Genomic DNA, 17,296 nt, shown 5'->3' with positions numbered 1-17,296 from the left:
AAGTAGAAAGGTTATCCTACGCACAAATCTATAAACCCCAGAAATGTTTCAAACTCTTTTTTCACAAATATGTGAATTTTAGCTAAAAATGCTAAGTAATCGGACATTACAACCAGCGTCTCACTCGCTTTTTGTAATCTAGATAGGCTTCGCCAAACTTGGCTTCTAGAATCCGCTCTTCAGGCTCGATTTGGTATTGATTCATATACAGCAAAAAACCGCCAACGATCACCAAGCTGAGAGCGTTTTCTTGCCAGTAAGCAAGCCCAAACAGCAGGAGCAGTAAGCCGAGATACATAGGATTACGGCTGAGTGCAAAAACGCCGCTGTCTACCACCGTGGCCGCGAGATCCGGAGCCATGGGGTTCACCGTCGTTTTAAAACGACGAAACTCCAACAGACCAGCAATTCCCCAGAAACCTGAGCTGCAAAAACAGAGCGCCATGACTAGGCTTGGCCACGGTAGTGTAATGGTTAAAGTCGGAAAGAGAATGGAAGAGAGATGAATCAACGCCAAGGCCACCAGAAAAACCGCGACTGGAGGAACCTTTAATTCTAAATTTTTCATAATCACCTCAATTCAACTGAATGAAAAAGCCCAGTGGAGTCACTGGGCATTCTGCTTATAGCAAGTGTAACAGAGCCTGCAACGGATGCTTAGGTTTGATTTGCTCAAACCGTTTCACTTGGCTACGACACGAGTAACCGGTGACCAAACAGCGCTCTTTCGGTAGCGACGCTAATGCGGGTTGCCAACTCAAATCGTAAATATCGCGAGACATGGTTAATTTATCGACCTCATGACCAAAGGTACCCGCCATACCACAGCACCCTACCGCCACCGCATTGAGCTGCGTACCAAAGTGGCGGAAGATTTCCACCCACTCTTTTTCCGCATTAGGCAGCTTAGTTTTTTCTGTACAGTGCGCCAATAGATACCAAGGCTGTACATCGGTTGCTTGAGGCGTAAACTGCGGCAGGCGTGGTTTGAGCCATTCATGAACCGTCAAAACCGAAAACTCGCCGCGCTCTTTGCCTAATATTTCAACATACTCATCGCGATAACAAAGCACCAAAGCAGGATCTACACCCACGAGCGGAATATTGAGATCCGCCACTTGAGTCAGAAATGCCGCGGTATTCGCTGCCGTCGAACGAAATTGGCGTAAGAAGCCTTTGATGTGTTGTGCTTTGCCATTGGGTTTAAACGGCAACAATACTGGTTTTTTGCCTAATTTAAGCAGCAGGGTGACAAAATCTTCGACCACATCCGCATCGTAATAACTGGTAAACGGATCTTGCACGATCAACACATGTTGCTCGCGCTCTTCTTGCGATAACCCCGCCAAACGCTGCATATCAAACAGGACGACGGGATGACGGCGTAAACGCTGTGCGAGTGTAGGTACCGACAAGAGTGGCGCATCAACATAACCCACCGTTTTAGCGGTTAATTTTTGCACCGCAGATTGTGCTAACACGCTATTTACCAGTTGCGGAGCCTTCGCCATCACTGGTAATAAGGTTTCGATATTCGCGACTAAATAATCTTTGACTGGACGCGGATAACGGCTGTGATAGATATTCAGAAAACGCGAGCGGAAACTGGGCACATCCACCTTAATCGGACACTGGCTTGCACAGGCCTTACAGGCCAAGCAACCATTCATCACCTCGTACACTTCATGCGAAAAGTCGTACTCTTTATCTTTGCTAAAAGCATGACGAACCCGATCCAGCATGGATTTAACTGTTGGCGAGGATTCGAGCGTAGCTTTTTCAAGATCGAGAATATCAATGCCCTGCTCTGTCAGTTGGCGTAGCCATTCTCGCACTAATCCTGCGCGCCCTTTCGGCGAGTGACGACGATCCGCCGTCACCTTCATTGACGGACACATAGGAGAGCTAGTTTCGTAGTTAAAGCACAAACCGTTACCGTTACACTCCATGGCTTGCTTAAAGCTGTCGCGCACTTTGACGTCGATTTGGCGATCGTAAAAACCGCGTTTAGTATCCGATACCTTGACTAGTTCAAACGGTGTATCGAGTGGGGTACAAATCTTGCCCGGATTCATCTTATTGTGCGGGTCAAACGCCGCTTTCACACGACGCAGTTCAGTGAACAACTCCTCACCAAAAAATTCTGGACCGTATTCCGAACGATAGCCTTTGCCATGCTCACCCCACATCAAGCCGCCATATTTAGCGACGAGCTTAACCACTTGATCGGAGATTTCACGCATCAACAGTTCTTGCTTGGGATCGCACAAGTCAAGCGCAGGACGCACATGCAATACGCCCGCATCCACATGCCCAAACATACCATACGCTAGATTTTTGGAATCGAGCAGCGCGCGAAATTCAACGATAAAATCGGCTAAGTTCTCTGGCGGCACACAGGTATCTTCCGTAAACGCAACCGGTTTAGCGCGGCCTTTGGCTGCGCCGAGCAAGCCCACCGCTTTTTTACGCATATTGTAAATGCGGTTGATGCTCGCCAAATCACTGCAAACTTGATAGCCAATAATTCCCGCTTGTTGGTTGGCCATCATCTCATCAAGGCGCGCGGTTAATTGTGCGACTTGTTCATTAATCTGCGCGCTGTCTTGGCCAGCGTATTCGACCATATTGATGCCTTGCATCTCTTTGCCCGGCACATCGGTCAGCAAGTCTTTTACGCTGTGCCAAATAATGTCTTCTTTGGCAAGATTGAGCACTTTCGAGTCAACGGTTTCTACCGACAAAGCTTTGGCTTCAACCATTAAAGGCGCATTGCGCAGTGCGGAATCAAAGCTGTCGTATTTCACATTCACTAAAGTGCGTGCTTTGGGGATTGACGTTAAATTGAGTTTAGCTTCGGTAATAAACGCCAGTGAACCTTCCGCGCCACACAACACCCGCGTGATATCAAAGCGATCTTCGGCCTCATTCAGGGCATTTTTTAAATCGTATCCAGTCAAAAAACGGTTGAGCGGCGGAAATTTCGCGACAATTTGCTCACGTTTGGTACGGCAAACCTGCTCCGTGACTTGCATCGCTTGCGCAGCAAACGTATTGGGAGCAGGCAAACCTTGCGAGAGATCGGTTTCCAGCAAAGAACCATCGGCAAATACCGCTTGCAACGAGAGTACGTGATCCGACGTTTTGCCATACTGTAGCGACCCTTGCCCTGAAGCATCGGTGTTAACCATGCCGCCAAGTGTCGCGCGATTACTGGTCGAAAGATCGGGAGAGAAGAAAAAACCGTGTGGGCGAACCGCATCATTGAGTTGATCTTTAATGACCCCCGCCTGCACTCGTACCCATCCCTCTTGCGGGTTAATTTCTAGGATACGATTCATATGCCGCGACAAATCAACGACCACACCTTTAGTCAGCGATTGACCATTCGTGCCCGTACCGCCACCGCGAGGTGAAAAAGTCACTCTCTCAAATTCTGGTTTTGAACTAATCTTTCCTATAAGAACAACATCAGCGGTGGATTTAGGATGTACGACCGCTTGAGGCAATTGTTGGTAGACGCTGTTATCCGTCGCTACCGCAAGACGGCTGGAGTATTGGGTTTCAATATCGCCGGTAAATCCTGCGGTTTTTAACTCGTGTAAAAAAGTTAAAACCACCGGATCAACGTCGGATTGGTGATGGAGTCTTGGTAACATTTGCTTCCTGCCCCTACTACGCTGATCCAATCAGCTTTGGGTTATTGTTAGATTTTAAAGAGTAATCTTTGAATTCGGTCACTTTACAACATTTAAAATGGTGATCAAATCAGAATCTGAGTGCCAGAATGCGGTGAAACAGAATTTTTTCAACTTTGTTATCACCGAGCCATTCTGTTATTTCGCTTATTTAGAACTGTATGGAAAAAACGATGAAAAAAAATCAAATAGTAACAACGGAAGATATCCTACTCATGCTGTGCCAATCGGTTTCTACGGTTCTCACGTCCGCAACGAATTCACCGATTCACTATTCCGCAATGGTACAAAAAATTAATAAAACCTCGCTGAAACCAGATTTCGGCTGTTTTGTGTTGTTTGATGGTGGTTTTAGTGGCCTTGTTGTGATCAACTTTACCGCCAAAGCGGCGCTTGAGGTTTACACCAATTACATGCGTAACATGGGCATGCCAGAAGAAGAACTCGCGGTACTACACACCTCCGATGAAGTTGGCGATGTACTGGGCGAGCTGATGAACCAACTTGTCGGTGACTTCACCAACAAGGTGCGTAAAGATCTGCAAACCAACATTACCCAGAACCAACCTAAGATGCTTTCGCTGAACAAGCAGGTGCTTTTATCTGTAGATACCAACCTTGATCGTCCACAGGCGCGACGGGTGACATTTTCAACAGCCAATAACAACATTTTTTATCTTGAACTGGCGATGGACAAAACCGAGTTTATCCAACTCGAAGAGTTCGACGTTCAGGAAGATGAAAGCCCTGACGATATTCTGGCCGCAACACAGAAACAGCAAAAATCACTCTCGGTTGCTAGCCACTCAAAAGAAGACAGTGCATCTGCCGATTTGTTGGATCAGCTCGGTATCTAATTCCTTATATCCAAATTCGTTTAGCGTATCAGGCTATCTTGTAAGAGATGGCCTCTTCCCTTTTCCTTAGCTGTCAAAAACGCTAGAATGTCGGACTTTTCTTAAGCCGTACCGAATCTATTTTGCTTGCTAATGGATAAACAAAAAGCCCTTAAAAAAATCGCCAAATGCCTTGAGCTAGGTAATTCCGCCAATATTAATGAAGCCGCAAACGCGATCAAAATGGCGCATAACCTCATGCTCAAGTATGGTCTCGACAAAGACGATATCGAGTTCATCAAAATGGGCAAGACACAGTCGACCCATTTGCTTCCGGCTGCCATTTCTTCTGGGATTTTGCGAGTGATCCGAGGCATCAATACCAGATTCGGAGTGGAAGCCGTATTGATCAATCATAAAGGGTTAAAACGCGTTGAATTCATTGGCGAAGCAGATCGCGCCATCTTCGCGGCTTTTGCCTTTGATATTATTTATCGTGAAATGAATGAGCAAACTGGACAATTTCGTAACAGTTTTGCGGGAACCGGAACCTCTTCACTGGAGGTGACACGTCGGGTTAACTCGTTTGTTTCTGGCTGGATTGAAGGCGCTTTAGAAAAATTACCTATCATCACTCCGGACGAAGATTCTATGAATAAAATCAATAACTATATTGATAAGGAGTTTGAGAATATCGACCGTGAAACCTTCAAACAGCAGTTGCGTGAAGCGATGAAAAATCTGACGGAAGATTATGAGACAGGCCTCAAAAAAGGTCGCCGAGTCTCAGTTAATCGCCCGATCAATGGCGCGCAAGCTCCAAAACTACTCAAATAACTATTTGTAAGAGATTGGTAAAATGCGCACCCCATCAATTGACGGGAGACGAAAATTCTCGTCTATTGCGCGAAATATCATTCAATAAACGGAGAGAACGTGTTGAACAAAACCACTTTGTTGTTAGCCGCAGTTGTCACTTTATCTGGCTGTCAGGCAACCCAGCGCCAAAATGCAACAACAGGCGAAACAGAAACAAACTCAGCGACCAAAGGTGCCTTAATTGGGGCTATCGCAGGTGCTGCGGTGGGTCTAGCGACAGGTGATGATGCCAAAAAACGTCGTAAGAAAGCTTTAATTGGTGCAGCAGGTGGCGCAGCTGTGGGTGGAGGGATTGGTTACTACTTAGACCAACAAGAAGCGGAATTACGTAAAGCATTATTAGATTCCGGTGTACAAGTGGTACGCGTTGGCGAAAACCAACTCTTACTGCGCATGGAAAACGGTATTGGCTTTACCAGCAATTCTTACCAACTCGATAGCTATATCCATAAAACTTTACGCGGTGTCGCGCGTATTCTGGTCGAATATCCAGATACCAGCTTAGTGATTGAAGGCCATACCGATAGCACAGGCAGTGATACCACCAACCAAGTGCTTTCTGAGAAGCGTGCCGAGTCAGTGCGCTCATTCCTGTTATCTCAAGGGGTTGCAGCGGGGCGTGCAATTGCTCGTGGTAATGGTGAGCGTTTCCCTCTATGCTCAAATAACACCGCAGAAGGACGCGCTTGTAACCGCCGCGTCGAGATTCAAATTCTGCCACTCAAATAGTGTTTGAACGCTCATTAGCTTAAAGTTGCAGCCATAACGGCTGCACCTTCAACTAAACAGCGAATTGACCGAACGTTTCATTTTCAGGGAAAGAAAGATCATGCGTTTGCGGAGTTTATGGCTGTTTTTGCTGTTTTCATTGCCACTGGCGGCCGCTGATGATGTCACAAGACTCACCCAACTGGCCCAAGAGCAAAATCCGCAAGCTCAATATCAACTCGCTTTGGCTTATCAAACCGGAAGTAGCACCCCACAAAACCTGAATGAAGCGTTTTACTGGTTTTTACAATCCGCTGAATTGAACCATCCACCCGCCATGGCCCAAGTCGCCAACGCATATCTGACAGGCCAAGGCGTGGAAAAAGATCCACTGCAAGCCCAATATTGGCTTATCAAACTAGCTCTGGCTGGAAATCCTCAAGCGGGTACGACCTTAGCCAAGTGGTATGAACAACATCCCACCGCGATTGCGGCGCTCGATCTGGCTGAGATTTGGTACCGAGTTAACGCCAATCAGGACCCAGAATCTGAGCAAGGATACGCGCGTCTACTGGAACAAAAATTCAATCAGCAACGCGAAAGGCAGCTCAACAGCATTGGTCAATTGGATAACCTGATTGATCGGGATCTTGCCCGCCCCGCCAGCGCACTACCCGTTTCTAAAGAAGCGCAAACCATCACCAGTGATTGGCTATTGCCGACTTTGGTGGCGCTCATCTTATTACTCACCATCATCACTTTCCGCATGATATGGCGCAGACAACGCAACCATATAGTCGCGGTAAAACACGTTGATTACGAAGGGAAATGGAAAGAACAACAGTTCATTATCAAAAGGCAAAAACAGCAGTTAGACCATCTCTATCAAGAGTGTAAACGACTACAACAGAACCAAACCAGCGACCTTAACGGCCAAAAAGTCGCGATGGCTTACGCCTTAATGGGTTTTCACCAAAACCAACGGCCTGACGTCAAAATGATCAAGCTGCGCTACAAACAGTTATCGAAAATTTATCACCCAGACCTGCATGGCAGCGAAGAAGAGATGAAGCGCTTAAATAGCGCGGTAAAAATCGTGATCGATTCAGTTAATAAATCGTTACAGAAACAAGCATAACATCTGAAAATTCCGACCCAAGGCTTGAAAAATCAGCCTATGCGCAATCGATCTCCTTCTCATCCATAATTACAAATAGTTAACTTTTTTTATTTAGACGTGCCATAATCCGCGCGAAATTTACGCCTGATTTAGGTGGGAGAGAAGACAATGTTTAGCGTAGAAGGCATCTGTGATTGGTGTAAACAGCCAAAACTACTGACAAGACATGAATATGTGGATGGTAAAGCCCATCATTCTTGTGAAAACTGCAATGAGTTTGCCCGGATGGATGTAAGGCAATTTAATTTAGCCGAGATGGCATTCCGAGAAAGGCAACAAGCAGCTCGATAAACTGCATCCCCTTCAACTTGAAAAAGCGCCTTCTGGCGCTTTTTCTGTTTTCTCCGCACATACCTGTATAAGCCGCCGCACGGCTTCCGTGGCATTGCTCACAAAAACCGCACATCCCTACTTTTTTCCACCTTTATCAACAAGAACTAAAATTAATAAAAATCAGATAGATAATAAAAAATGTCGTGTAACAAATCGAATTTCTGTGCTTTTTTTATCCAAAAACCAGTTGCAAAAACAACCAACCAATAATACTGTATTTACATACAGCATGTATGGAGAAACAGTATTATGCTACACACTGAATTCAAACATTTTGGCTTACATAGCTCGCACACACTCAACGCATTACGTGCAAAGAATGATCTGGGCGAGGCAAATCTGATGCTACGACTGGCCAGTTTGTCAGAACGCTCACAATGGATTCTCTATACCGCTCAATGTCAACGTCCAAACCGTCAATCACTCCATGAGCATCAGATCGATTGTGGCAAGGTTATCCATCTCAAAGCATCAACCTGCCACACTGAAGCAGAGATTGTCGCAAAGGCGATTGCCTGTCGAACCGCCAGTGCGATTGTGGCATCCAATGCGATAGATAGCGTGACTCAAAAGCAGTTAATGCACTTTGCCAAGCAGCATGGCTGTGAGCTGTTTTTTATTAAGCAAACCACGCATTCACTGCACTGATCCATAAACCACCTTTACTTAAACAATCTGGCAGGGATAAATTTAAGCAAACGTTTGCTTTTTGTCTGGCAGCATAAATTAGTTCTGGTATCATGCGCTCAGCCCGCGGTTTTTCACTCAGCGAAATCGCTAAAACGATGTTTGAATTCAGATAGGAATGTCTCAATGAGCCTTGCAGATCAAGTCCTTGCCGTCAATGACGACCTCCCCATTCGTACCCATCAGCCAGTACATAGCGGTAAAGTTCGCTCGGTTTACTGGCTAACCGAGCAAGATAGCCGCCGCCTAATTAAAGAAAAAGGTTATCCGGTTGCAGAAGATGCCCCGCTGGCCATTATGGTCATCAGTGATCGTATTTCAGCCTTCGATTGCATTTGGCACGCGGAAGGCGGTGTCCATGGTGTACCGGGTAAAGGTGCGGCGCTCAATGCTATCTCGAATCATTGGTTCAAACTGTTCAAGCAACATGGTTTGGCAGAGAGTCATATTCTCGACATTCCTCACCCTTTTGTGTGGATTGTACAAAAAGCCCGTCCTATCAAAATTGAAGCTATCTGCCGTCAATACATTACTGGCTCAATGTGGCGTGCTTACGCCAAAGGTGAGCGCGAGTTTTGTGGTATTACCCTACCAGAAGGTTTAGAGAAGGACAGCCAACTGCCAGAGCTACTGATGACCCCGTCGACCAAAGGTATTCTGCGCGGCATCCCCGGCGTGCCAGAAGCCGATGACGTGAATATCTCGCGCCAAGATATTGAAGCCAATTACGCAGCATTCAACTTCAATCAACCACAAGACATTGACCATTACGAAACTCTGCTCAAGCAAGGTTTTGCTGTGATCAGCGAAGCGCTAAAAAACGTGGGACAAATCTTTGTCGATACCAAATTTGAATTTGGTTACGTGGCAGATCAGCAAGGACAGCAAAAACTGATCTATATGGATGAAGTAGGCACCCCTGACTCATCACGCATTTGGGATGCGCAGCAATATCAGCAAGGCAAGATTGTCGAAAATTCCAAAGAGGGATTCCGCCAATTTTTGCTAAACTACTTCCCAGACCCAGACATTTTACTCAATAAAGATCGCATGCCTGAACGTGAAGCGCTCGCGCGTGACAATGCTTTACCGCTGGAAGCGTTAATGGATATCTCGCGGACCTATTTGGGTATTGCTGAAAAGATCACGGGGCAACCTATCCATCTGAGTCATCAGCCAAAACAGGAAATCATCGCAATCCTAGATAAAGAATATGGGCTGATTGAAAGATAAACTCCATCTGCGGCTTTTGTTATGCCTCGCTGCTTTGAATCATAAGCCAGCGGCAAGCACGAGCCAGCAACGGATGAAAAACTAAGGGGCTTATTTGCTTGAACCACTTGGCGTTGCAGGTACACGGCAAGTAGCAAGGGTATAGCCCCTTAATTACACTTCTATTGAGTGCTCTTCTACTCACCGCACCAGATAAGTTCTTTAAAGCTTGATCAAAAACTCTTCTTGATTGGTAGATTCAATATGCGCAGCGCTTTTGCTTTGAATCCTGGTTAACTGCTGTTCATCCAAGGCGTAAGGCATGACTAAGGTTAATTCATCAATGCCTTCTTGTTTGGCTAACTTCACTAAAGTGATCACATTCGATTCATCACTCGAACGGGTGGAAAGCTCTTTGAGCGCAACATCCCACAGGCGTTCTTGCGGACTCTGTCCCGTTTTTATCGCATCAAACCAAACAATCCCAAACACTGGGGCAAAGGAGCTTATTGCTTCCGAAAAAGTCCACTTTTTCGCGCAAGATGCCCCCAAAAAGGTGGTGTAATCAAACACTGCGCTAATCCTTGCTTTTTCCATTTTGTCCCCCGACGCCATTGGCAACACTGTGTTGCAACTATTGACCAAGCATCGCTATATAGCAATGCGATATAAAAAAACGGTCTGTTATGATGCGCAATCGGTTTCTAATGCTATATAAAAACCAATTTAGCAACACTGTGCCTACATTTTTAAAATGATATGTGCCTTGTTGATTAATATTTTCTTATTCAAACAAAATAGTGCAGTAGGGCAATGAAACCTAATTATTAGACGATGGTCTGGATCGCTTTTGTTCTCTTGGTTAACTCGTTGCACATAAATCGCCCATTTCGAAAGCGATTAACTTGTTTTAAACGCTGTGCTTGCGCACAGAAGCAGGATAATCAATAGATGCAAGCCGTTTGTCTATTTACAATCCAACCAGCAAGTCGGTATCATTTTCGCGTTGCACTTCTACCCTACCAATCAATAGGCTGAACATGAATAACGATAAACGTCCGCTGTATATATCCTACGCAGGCCCAGCTCTTCTCAGTACTCCTCTGCTCAACAAAGGTAGTGCCTTCAGTGCAGAAGAACGTGCTTCTTTTAACCTAGAAGGTTTACTGCCCGAAGCGACGGAAACCATTCAAGAACAAGTGGTACGCGCATACCAACAGTATCGTGGTTTTGAAAGCGACATGGATAAACACATTTATCTGCGTAACATTCAAGACACTAATGAAACTCTGTTCTACCGCTTGGTGCAGAACCATATTTCCGAGATGATGCCAATCATCTACACCCCCACTGTTGGTGCGGCATGTGAGAACTTCTCGAACATTTATCGCCGGGGCCGCGGTCTGTTTATCTCTTACGCTAACCGCGATCGTATCGATGACTTGCTGAACAATGCCGCCAACCACAACGTCAAAGTGATTGTGGTGACCGATGGCGAGCGTATTCTCGGCCTTGGCGACCAAGGTATCGGCGGTATGGGTATTCCTATCGGTAAACTGTCACTTTACACCGCTTGTGGTGGCATTAGCCCAGCGTATACGCTTCCTGTCGTTTTGGATGTGGGTACGAACAACCCGCAACGTCTTGCTGACCCTATGTACATGGGCTGGCGTCACCCACGTATCACTGGCCCAGACTACGACAACTTTGTCGAGGAATTTATGCAAGCCGTGCAACGTCGCTGGCCAGATGCGTTGATCCAGTTTGAAGACTTTGCCCAAAAGAACGCTATGCCGCTGCTTGAGCGTTACAAAAATCGCGTGTGCTGTTTTAACGACGACATTCAAGGCACTGCTGCGGTCACGGTGGGCTCATTACTTGCTGCCTGTAAAGCGGCGGGTAGCCAGCTTTCACAGCAACGTATTACCTTCTTGGGCGCGGGCTCTGCAGGCTGCGGTATCGCGGAAGCAATCATTGCGCAGATGGTGTCTGAAGGCATTAGCGATGAACAAGCGCGTTCACAAGTTTACATGGTGGATCGCTGGGGCCTGCTCGAAGAAGGCATGCCAAATTTGCTCGACTTCCAACAGCGCTTAGTGCAGAAAAAAGCCAACACGCAACATTGGACAACGGAAAACAACGGCTATTCACTGCATGATGTGATCCGCAATGCCAAACCGACCGTGTTGGTGGGAGTCTCTGGCGCGCCCGGCCTGTTTAGCGAAGAGATCATCAAAGAGATGCATCAACATTGCCCACGCCCTATTGTCTTCCCGCTATCGAACCCAACAAGCCGTGTTGAAGCTCTGCCAAGCGACATTATTCGTTGGACTAACGGTGAGGCTTTGGTCGCGACAGGTAGCCCATTTGATCCTGTGTTGCATGAAGGTAAAACCTACCCGATTGTACAATGTAACAACAGCTACATTTTCCCGGGGATCGGTTTAGGGGTTTTGGCAGCAAACGCACGCCGCGTTACCGATGAAATGTTGATGGAATCAAGCCGAGCCCTGGCAAGCTGCTCACCGATGGCTATCAATGGTCATGGGCCATTACTGCCACCACTGGAATCTATCCACTCGGTATCGAAGAAGATTGCTTTCGCAGTAGCGAAAAAAGCAATTGAACAGGGTGTTGCTCCAGAAGTCACCGATGAAGCACTAGAAGCTTCAATTGAACAACACTTCTGGCAACCCGTTTACCGCCGTTACAAGCGCACTGCGTTTTAATTTATGCGGAGAAGCCCCTGCATTCAGGGGCTTTCTAATCTAATGCAACTATTTACTTATCTTGCTCCTGCAGGTCAAACTCTCATACCCTACCTGAGCGAAATTTCGATTGCACTGGTCGCTTGCACTTTGGTTATGCTCGGTGGTGAGATCAATGCCTTTTTGCGTAGAGTATTACGGAATCAACATTTTCTGGTACGCTCGTTAGTGTTTATCTTTATTAACGCGTTTGGATACGGTTTAATCATTGTTAAGGCCAGCCCTTACGTTGCTCGGACACTCGCGCAACTGGAATCCGGCATGATGCTGACCCTTATCGTAAGCTGCTTTGTTGTGATAGGCCTATGGGCACAAAGAAACCATCAAATCTAACTCTACGCACCGTCGTTTTCTCTGCGCTAACTCGCTTGCAACGACTGCCTTGGCGTAAACTCAGTAAAACTTTGCTGTGGCTGGGTATTTTGGTTGTCACAGGTTTACTCGCGATCGATCGCTGGGTATCTTGGCAAACACAAAATAACATTATTAATGATGCGCAAAATACTCCGCCTTTTCAGGTTGCCGTGGTATTGGGCACCAGCAAATACATAGGCAAGACTCTCAACGAGTACTACACCAACCGCATTGATGCGGCTATAGAGCTCTATCAACAAGGAAAGGTCCGCAATTTTCTGCTCAGTGGTGATAACGCACACCGTTCGTACAATGAACCGTGGACCATGAAACGTGATTTATTGCGCGCAGGCATTCCGGCGGAGAATATTTCTTTAGATTATGCGGGATTTCGTACTCTCGATTCGATTGTGCGCGCCAAGGAAATTTTTGATACCGATAATTTCTTGATTATCACTCAGCGCTTTCATTGTGAGCGTGCGCTGTTTATTGCTCGCCACCAAGATATTCAAGCATCCTGCTTAGCAGTGCCGGGTCCAAGCAGCCATTCTGGTTTTAAAGTTCGGTTACGAGAAGTCTTTGCGCGCGCTTATGCGGTCTTTGATCTGTTCGTTTTGGACACTCAGCCTAAGTTTCTCGGTCCCAAAGAGCCGATCATCGTTGAGAGTGACACCGAGTCAACTGCAAATGACACCTCATCGAATAACGCTGAATAAATCTGTCTCGATAATCAAGCCCCTGAATGTTGTCGCGCACCCTGCGGCAACATTCTTAATGATTGAATTTAGTCTAGATAGACACGACTTGGTGCCGTCCTCACCCTTTTTCTCCATCACTGCTTTTGGCCATTAATCCATAGTGAACTTCGATTCGATTGCGGCCAAGCCGTTTAGCTCGGTATAACGCTTCGTCGGCGCGTGAAACGGTTTCCGTAATCCGCTCGTCGCCCATTTGGGCAATACCAATACTGCACGTGATCGCACCTCCGTGTATCCAGCTGTGGTCGGCGATTTTCGCTCGAAGCCGCTCTGCAAGCTCAATCGCTTGCTCAAGGGTTGTCTGCGCGCAAAACACCACAAACTCTTCACCACCCCAACGCACTAATTTGTCACTCTCTCGGATTTCACGGCTGATCACCAAAGCAAACTCACGCAGCAGATCATCCCCTAGACTGTGTCCGTACACATCGTTGACTTGTTTGAAGTAATCAATATCAATGAACAGTACGCTAACGTGATTGAGTTGCCAGCGCACTAAGCGCGCTTGATCTTGCAACCAATCGCGAATGCCATGCCGATTAATGGCTCCCGTTAATGCATCACGATGCGCCATTTCGACAAACTTTATGTTTTGCTCATGCAATGAATGATTCAAACGCTGTAAGTGCTCTTGGCGCATACGAGCACGTAAAACCTCACGGCGATTACGACGAATTTCGAGCGCAGAGAGCCATGCTCCTGCCACCGCCCACATGATCAACATCGCGAGAAACAGCTTCTCTCCAGCCACATAATCCCCAATCAATTCCACTTGATGCAGGGTCAATTGATATTGCCCTAGTGGACTGGCTGAACCGGTCGCAAATTCAATTTTATTGACGTTGGAAAACTCAGGAGCGGAGTGCTCAATGGCAATACGGTTATCAACCAACCACCACGTCATTACTTGCAAGTTGCGAATGGGAATATCAATTACACCTTTCCCAACGCCTGGCACAAACTCTAATCCGTTGTATTTATGAGTATATTCATCATCAAGCTGAGAGTAGATCGGATTGAAATTACGTAAATACAGACGCATTGCCGCAGGTTCTGCAGCGGGGCCTTGCAAGTCCACGTTAAGACGTATGGTATGGATATCACTCAAATCGAGGCCACGTTGTGGGTCGGGATTAAGGTGAATAGAGATGCCACAATATGGCCACGCGTAGCGACTGGCATTCAATTCACAGTCCACTTTGGCAGTATTGCCATTGAGGGATAAGGCGCTGGTTGATGTGCCGCCAGCGGTTTGATCGTTGGTGGTGAAATAGGCATAGTGTTGAGGTTCAATCAACACTCGTTTCGCAGAACCAAACTGCCAGTACAGCAATACGGTCACAATCGTGACCGCGACTAACCCTAATAACACTCTTGGCAGCACTTTCACAACCTACTCCAGCGTCAAGCCACATCATTAACACGCTCTCCCTTAATACATGACGCTCAATAAAGAGAGATTGCTTCCAAAAAATAGCGGTTAGATGCGGTTTTGTCATCGACTAGAGTATTCCAAGATTTCTTTTTCAGAGGCATTTCACCTTTTGCTAAAGTTTCAAGTAGGAAGGGTATACCCTTCCCACTGAGTCAACATCAGTAGAAAAGGCATATCGCTAGAAGTGAAAGATATCTAGAAGGGTTTACGACTTACTGAAAAGAATGTGCAAGGTGTGGTAAACCATCGCGTAGGAAAGCAAATAGATGATCTATTTCCTCTGTGGTGTTGTAGTGCATCAGACCGATACGTAGTACTCCTCCACTCTCCTCAAGCCCCAATTGACGAACCAGCCCAAGCGCATAAAAATGACCATTCCATACGCACACATTCTGTTCGCCGAGCATTTTCGCCATAGACTGCGGTGTACAGTCAGTACACGTCAGCGCAAATGTCGGTGTTCGCTTCGCGGCATCTGCCAGTTGCAAACCATGCAGTTTCAGCGCTGGCATATCACTGAGCTTTTGCAAAAAATACTCACTGAGGCGCTGTTCATGCTGCTGATATTGCTGATAGCTCTCAACCAAACGTTCACGTAATCGAGAATTCGGGTCACCCCACTGCGCCAAATATTGCACCGCAGCAATAACGCCAGCCAGTCCTTCAAAACTGAGCGTTCCGGTTTCAAAACGTCCCGGCTCTTGATTAGTTGCGGGCTCAACTTTATAAGGCAGAATCGTGTTTTGCCACTGCGGCGCTACATACACAATCCCGACGTGAGGGCCAAAAAATTTATAGGCCGAACAGGCCAGAAAATCACAGCCCAGCGCCTGCACATCCGGCAGGTGATGCGGCAGATAGTGCACCGCATCGACATACACCATCGCCCCGACCTGATGCGCCGCCTCAATAATAGCTTCAAGTTCAACCAATGATCCCGTGGTATTGGAAGCAAAAGTCACCGCCACTAAACGGGTGCGTGGATTAATCAACGAAAGCAGATGCGCTTGATCTAAGGTGCAGTCCGCCGTATTGACGCGAGCCTGATGCACTATTGCGCCTTTGTCTTGAGCCGCTTGTTGCCAGCTAGAGACATTCGAATAGTGATCCAATGCGGTAACAATCACCTCATCGCCTACTCGCCAATCACGGCTGATCGCACGGCTAAACTGGAAAGTCAGCGACGTCATGTTTGCCCCAAAGACAACCGACTCAGGGGTGGGGGCATTAAGCAGCGCTTGCACATGCTCACGGGCACTTTGCACTAACTCCACGGTTTTCTGGCTCGAAAAGTAGTGCCCACCAAGATTGGCATTGTAACGACCTAAATAAGCCACCATGGCATCCAGCACCGATTGTGGCACTTGTGAACCACCTGGCCCATCGAAAAACACCACAGGCTTATCATTGACGATTTGCGCTAGCGCAGGAAACTGCTGACGCACTGACTCAGGAGTGAAGCGCATGGCGGCCATCCTTCGCAGTCAAAACAAAAACATCCATATGCCCTTCTTGTTGATGATCCACCGTGCGGATCGGGCAAGCGTTGTGCCACAGTTGGCTATCGGCCAACATCGCAACTTCGCCATTTTCCAGTACTTTACGGAAAAATGGCGCTTCATGACTACTGAGATAGAGCATGATTTCGCCACCCACAATGTTGTGGCGATCAATGCCAACAATCGCAATATGATCAAACCCATCTTGATGTACCCCTTCCGGCGCGACTAAGGTTTCATCGAATACCGCAGCGATCCGCATCTGATGGATCTCAATTTCCTGCCCATCGGGAAGTGTGTTGGCTTCCATAAACAGCGCGCACAACTCACGCATACCGTCACTTTTTAAAGTAGTACTGAGTAACGGTTCGAAACGGCGCACCACATTGCCTTGAAAATGGTTAATTTGATCGGTCTGCATAAAGTCATGCTTGTCCAATTCAACCACTTGCCCATCAATGAAGCGGATCACGGAGTAACGACGTAGCCGATACTGCCCGTCCGCATGATTGGTATGCGGTAACTGCGCAAAAGAGGGAGCGAGTTGATGAATCGCTGAATGACTCAGTTTAGTGATATGTAGGGTATTGGGGTGAGAACGTAACATCATCGACTCCTTAATGGGTTAGTCATACCACCGTAAATTTCACATTTTATTTACAATTAAGACTAATCGATTATTTTGCAAAAACAATATTTTTTGACTCAATCAACCATCAGGATTGAAATTTTGTTTTTATATTCTTTATAAATTGAAAATAACAGTGTCTACATCCAAAAGCGCAACCTGAAGATAGGCAAAACCAGAGGCTTTCACTGCCTTATGGAAAATAAGGAAGATTGACAGCCTATTAGCATAAAACCATGCATCATGGCTCCCGCTCTAACATGAGAATCAGGTGGAACCGACACGAGCTATACCCAAACAACTTGGAGTTGCAGGTAGGCG

General features: G+C 46.7%; 16 protein-coding genes. 10 read left to right on the top strand and 6 right to left on the bottom strand.

What is annotated here, in order from left to right; genetic code table 11:
• Positions 1-106 precede the first annotated feature (106 nt).
• Both R4537_RS10715 and ydiJ read right to left on the bottom strand, forming a co-directional pair.
• On the bottom strand, positions 107-568 hold the full coding sequence (locus R4537_RS10715) for a methyltransferase family protein (protein ID WP_000792732.1): 462 nt from the start codon (positions 566-568) through the stop codon (positions 107-109).
• 55 nt (positions 569-623) lie between these two features.
• Positions 624-3,659, bottom strand: a complete 3,036-nt coding sequence (gene ydiJ / locus R4537_RS10710) for a D-2-hydroxyglutarate dehydrogenase YdiJ (RefSeq protein ID WP_071177813.1) — start codon at positions 3,657-3,659, stop codon at positions 624-626.
• A gap of 212 nt (positions 3,660-3,871) precedes the next feature.
• On the opposite strand from ydiJ, the gene R4537_RS10705 reads away from it, so the two are divergent.
• The 7 genes from R4537_RS10705 (at position 3,872) to R4537_RS10675 (ending at position 9,554) form a co-directional block, all read left to right on the top strand.
• Positions 3,872-4,555: a DUF3334 family protein gene (locus R4537_RS10705; protein WP_071177812.1), complete on the top strand. Its 684-nt coding sequence runs from the start codon at positions 3,872-3,874 to the stop codon at positions 4,553-4,555.
• A gap of 132 nt (positions 4,556-4,687) precedes the next feature.
• On the top strand, positions 4,688-5,371 hold the full coding sequence (locus tag R4537_RS10700; protein ID WP_029628174.1) for a DUF2786 domain-containing protein: 684 nt from the start codon (positions 4,688-4,690) through the stop codon (positions 5,369-5,371).
• A 102-nt stretch (positions 5,372-5,473) separates the two neighbouring features.
• Positions 5,474-6,142, top strand: a complete 669-nt coding sequence (locus R4537_RS10695; RefSeq protein ID WP_001925209.1) for a YiaD family glycine zipper/OmpA-like lipoprotein — start codon at positions 5,474-5,476, stop codon at positions 6,140-6,142.
• A gap of 100 nt (positions 6,143-6,242) precedes the next feature.
• Positions 6,243-7,259 carry a J domain-containing protein gene (locus R4537_RS10690; RefSeq protein ID WP_071177811.1) on the top strand — a complete coding sequence of 339 codons (1,017 nt, stop codon included), beginning with the start codon at positions 6,243-6,245 and terminating at the stop codon, positions 7,257-7,259.
• A 150-nt stretch (positions 7,260-7,409) separates the two neighbouring features.
• Positions 7,410-7,592: a hypothetical protein gene (locus R4537_RS10685; protein ID WP_071177810.1), complete on the top strand. Its 183-nt coding sequence runs from the start codon at positions 7,410-7,412 to the stop codon at positions 7,590-7,592.
• A 291-nt stretch (positions 7,593-7,883) separates the two neighbouring features.
• Positions 7,884-8,282 carry a helicase gene (locus tag R4537_RS10680; RefSeq protein WP_071177809.1) on the top strand — a complete coding sequence of 133 codons (399 nt, stop codon included), beginning with the start codon at positions 7,884-7,886 and terminating at the stop codon, positions 8,280-8,282.
• Between the two features lie 165 nt (positions 8,283-8,447).
• Positions 8,448-9,554 carry a phosphoribosylaminoimidazolesuccinocarboxamide synthase gene (locus R4537_RS10675; RefSeq protein WP_000050051.1) on the top strand — a complete coding sequence of 369 codons (1,107 nt, stop codon included), beginning with the start codon at positions 8,448-8,450 and terminating at the stop codon, positions 9,552-9,554.
• Between the two features lie 201 nt (positions 9,555-9,755).
• Here the strand turns inward: R4537_RS10675 and R4537_RS10670 are convergent, their stop codons facing one another.
• Positions 9,756-10,106: a hypothetical protein gene (locus R4537_RS10670; protein ID WP_000460958.1), complete on the bottom strand. Its 351-nt coding sequence runs from the start codon at positions 10,104-10,106 to the stop codon at positions 9,756-9,758.
• Between the two features lie 467 nt (positions 10,107-10,573).
• Here R4537_RS10670 and R4537_RS10665 point away from each other — a divergent pair, with 467 nt between their 5' ends.
• The 3 genes from R4537_RS10665 to R4537_RS10655 are packed head-to-tail and all read left to right on the top strand — an operon-like array spanning position 10,574 to position 13,371.
• Positions 10,574-12,262 (top strand): NAD-dependent malic enzyme, encoded by a 1,689-nt coding sequence (locus R4537_RS10665; protein ID WP_071177808.1) that lies wholly within the window; start codon positions 10,574-10,576, stop codon positions 12,260-12,262.
• A 42-nt stretch (positions 12,263-12,304) separates the two neighbouring features.
• Complete coding sequence (locus R4537_RS10660; RefSeq protein ID WP_001175902.1) at positions 12,305-12,634, top strand: DUF3392 domain-containing protein; 330 nt, start codon at positions 12,305-12,307, stop codon at positions 12,632-12,634.
• Entirely contained in the window at positions 12,607-13,371 is a 765-nt protein-coding gene (locus R4537_RS10655; protein ID WP_071177807.1) for a SanA/YdcF family protein, read from the top strand. The genes R4537_RS10660 and R4537_RS10655 overlap by 28 nt, the downstream gene beginning before the upstream one ends.
• Before the next feature lie 100 nt (positions 13,372-13,471).
• Here the strand turns inward: R4537_RS10655 and R4537_RS10650 are convergent, their stop codons facing one another.
• The 3 genes from R4537_RS10650 to R4537_RS10640 all read right to left on the bottom strand — a co-directional run bounded on the left by R4537_RS10650 (position 13,472) and on the right by R4537_RS10640 (position 16,954).
• Positions 13,472-14,803, bottom strand: coding sequence for a GGDEF domain-containing protein (locus tag R4537_RS10650; protein ID WP_071177806.1), 1,332 nt, complete (start codon positions 14,801-14,803; stop codon positions 13,472-13,474).
• Positions 14,804-15,060: 257 nt separating this feature from the next.
• Positions 15,061-16,314 (bottom strand): cysteine desulfurase-like protein, encoded by a 1,254-nt coding sequence (locus R4537_RS10645; RefSeq protein WP_071177805.1) that lies wholly within the window; start codon positions 16,312-16,314, stop codon positions 15,061-15,063.
• Positions 16,298-16,954 carry a 2OG-Fe dioxygenase family protein gene (locus R4537_RS10640; RefSeq protein WP_000946297.1) on the bottom strand — a complete coding sequence of 219 codons (657 nt, stop codon included), beginning with the start codon at positions 16,952-16,954 and terminating at the stop codon, positions 16,298-16,300. Before R4537_RS10640 ends, R4537_RS10645 begins: the two co-directional genes overlap by 17 nt.
• Positions 16,955-17,296 lie beyond the last annotated feature (342 nt).

Source organism: Vibrio paracholerae (assembly GCF_037672085.1).
Taxonomy (GTDB): domain Bacteria; phylum Pseudomonadota; class Gammaproteobacteria; order Enterobacterales; family Vibrionaceae; genus Vibrio; species Vibrio cholerae.
Note: the sequence above shows the minus strand (reverse complement) of the source record. Positions and strands in the feature narration are given on the sequence as shown.

Excerpts from the sequence above, each read along its gene's own strand:
- R4537_RS10715 (WP_000792732.1), bottom strand. The coding sequence starts at position 568 with ATGAAAAATTTAGAATTAAAGGTTCCTCCAGTCGCGGTTTTTCTGGTG.
- ydiJ (WP_071177813.1), bottom strand. The coding sequence starts at position 3,659 with ATGTTACCAAGACTCCATCACCAATCCGACGTTGATCCGGTGGTTTTA.
- R4537_RS10705 (WP_071177812.1), top strand. The coding sequence starts at position 3,872 with ATGAAAAAAAATCAAATAGTAACAACGGAAGATATCCTACTCATGCTG.
- R4537_RS10700 (WP_029628174.1), top strand. The coding sequence starts at position 4,688 with ATGGATAAACAAAAAGCCCTTAAAAAAATCGCCAAATGCCTTGAGCTA.
- R4537_RS10690 (WP_071177811.1), top strand. The coding sequence starts at position 6,243 with ATGCGTTTGCGGAGTTTATGGCTGTTTTTGCTGTTTTCATTGCCACTG.
- R4537_RS10685 (WP_071177810.1), top strand. The coding sequence starts at position 7,410 with ATGTTTAGCGTAGAAGGCATCTGTGATTGGTGTAAACAGCCAAAACTA.
- R4537_RS10680 (WP_071177809.1), top strand. The coding sequence starts at position 7,884 with ATGCTACACACTGAATTCAAACATTTTGGCTTACATAGCTCGCACACA.
- R4537_RS10675 (WP_000050051.1), top strand. The coding sequence starts at position 8,448 with ATGAGCCTTGCAGATCAAGTCCTTGCCGTCAATGACGACCTCCCCATT.
- R4537_RS10665 (WP_071177808.1), top strand. The coding sequence starts at position 10,574 with ATGAATAACGATAAACGTCCGCTGTATATATCCTACGCAGGCCCAGCT.
- R4537_RS10660 (WP_001175902.1), top strand. The coding sequence starts at position 12,305 with ATGCAACTATTTACTTATCTTGCTCCTGCAGGTCAAACTCTCATACCC.
- R4537_RS10655 (WP_071177807.1), top strand. The coding sequence starts at position 12,607 with ATGGGCACAAAGAAACCATCAAATCTAACTCTACGCACCGTCGTTTTC.
- R4537_RS10645 (WP_071177805.1), bottom strand. The coding sequence starts at position 16,314 with ATGCGCTTCACTCCTGAGTCAGTGCGTCAGCAGTTTCCTGCGCTAGCG.
- R4537_RS10640 (WP_000946297.1), bottom strand. The coding sequence starts at position 16,954 with ATGTTACGTTCTCACCCCAATACCCTACATATCACTAAACTGAGTCAT.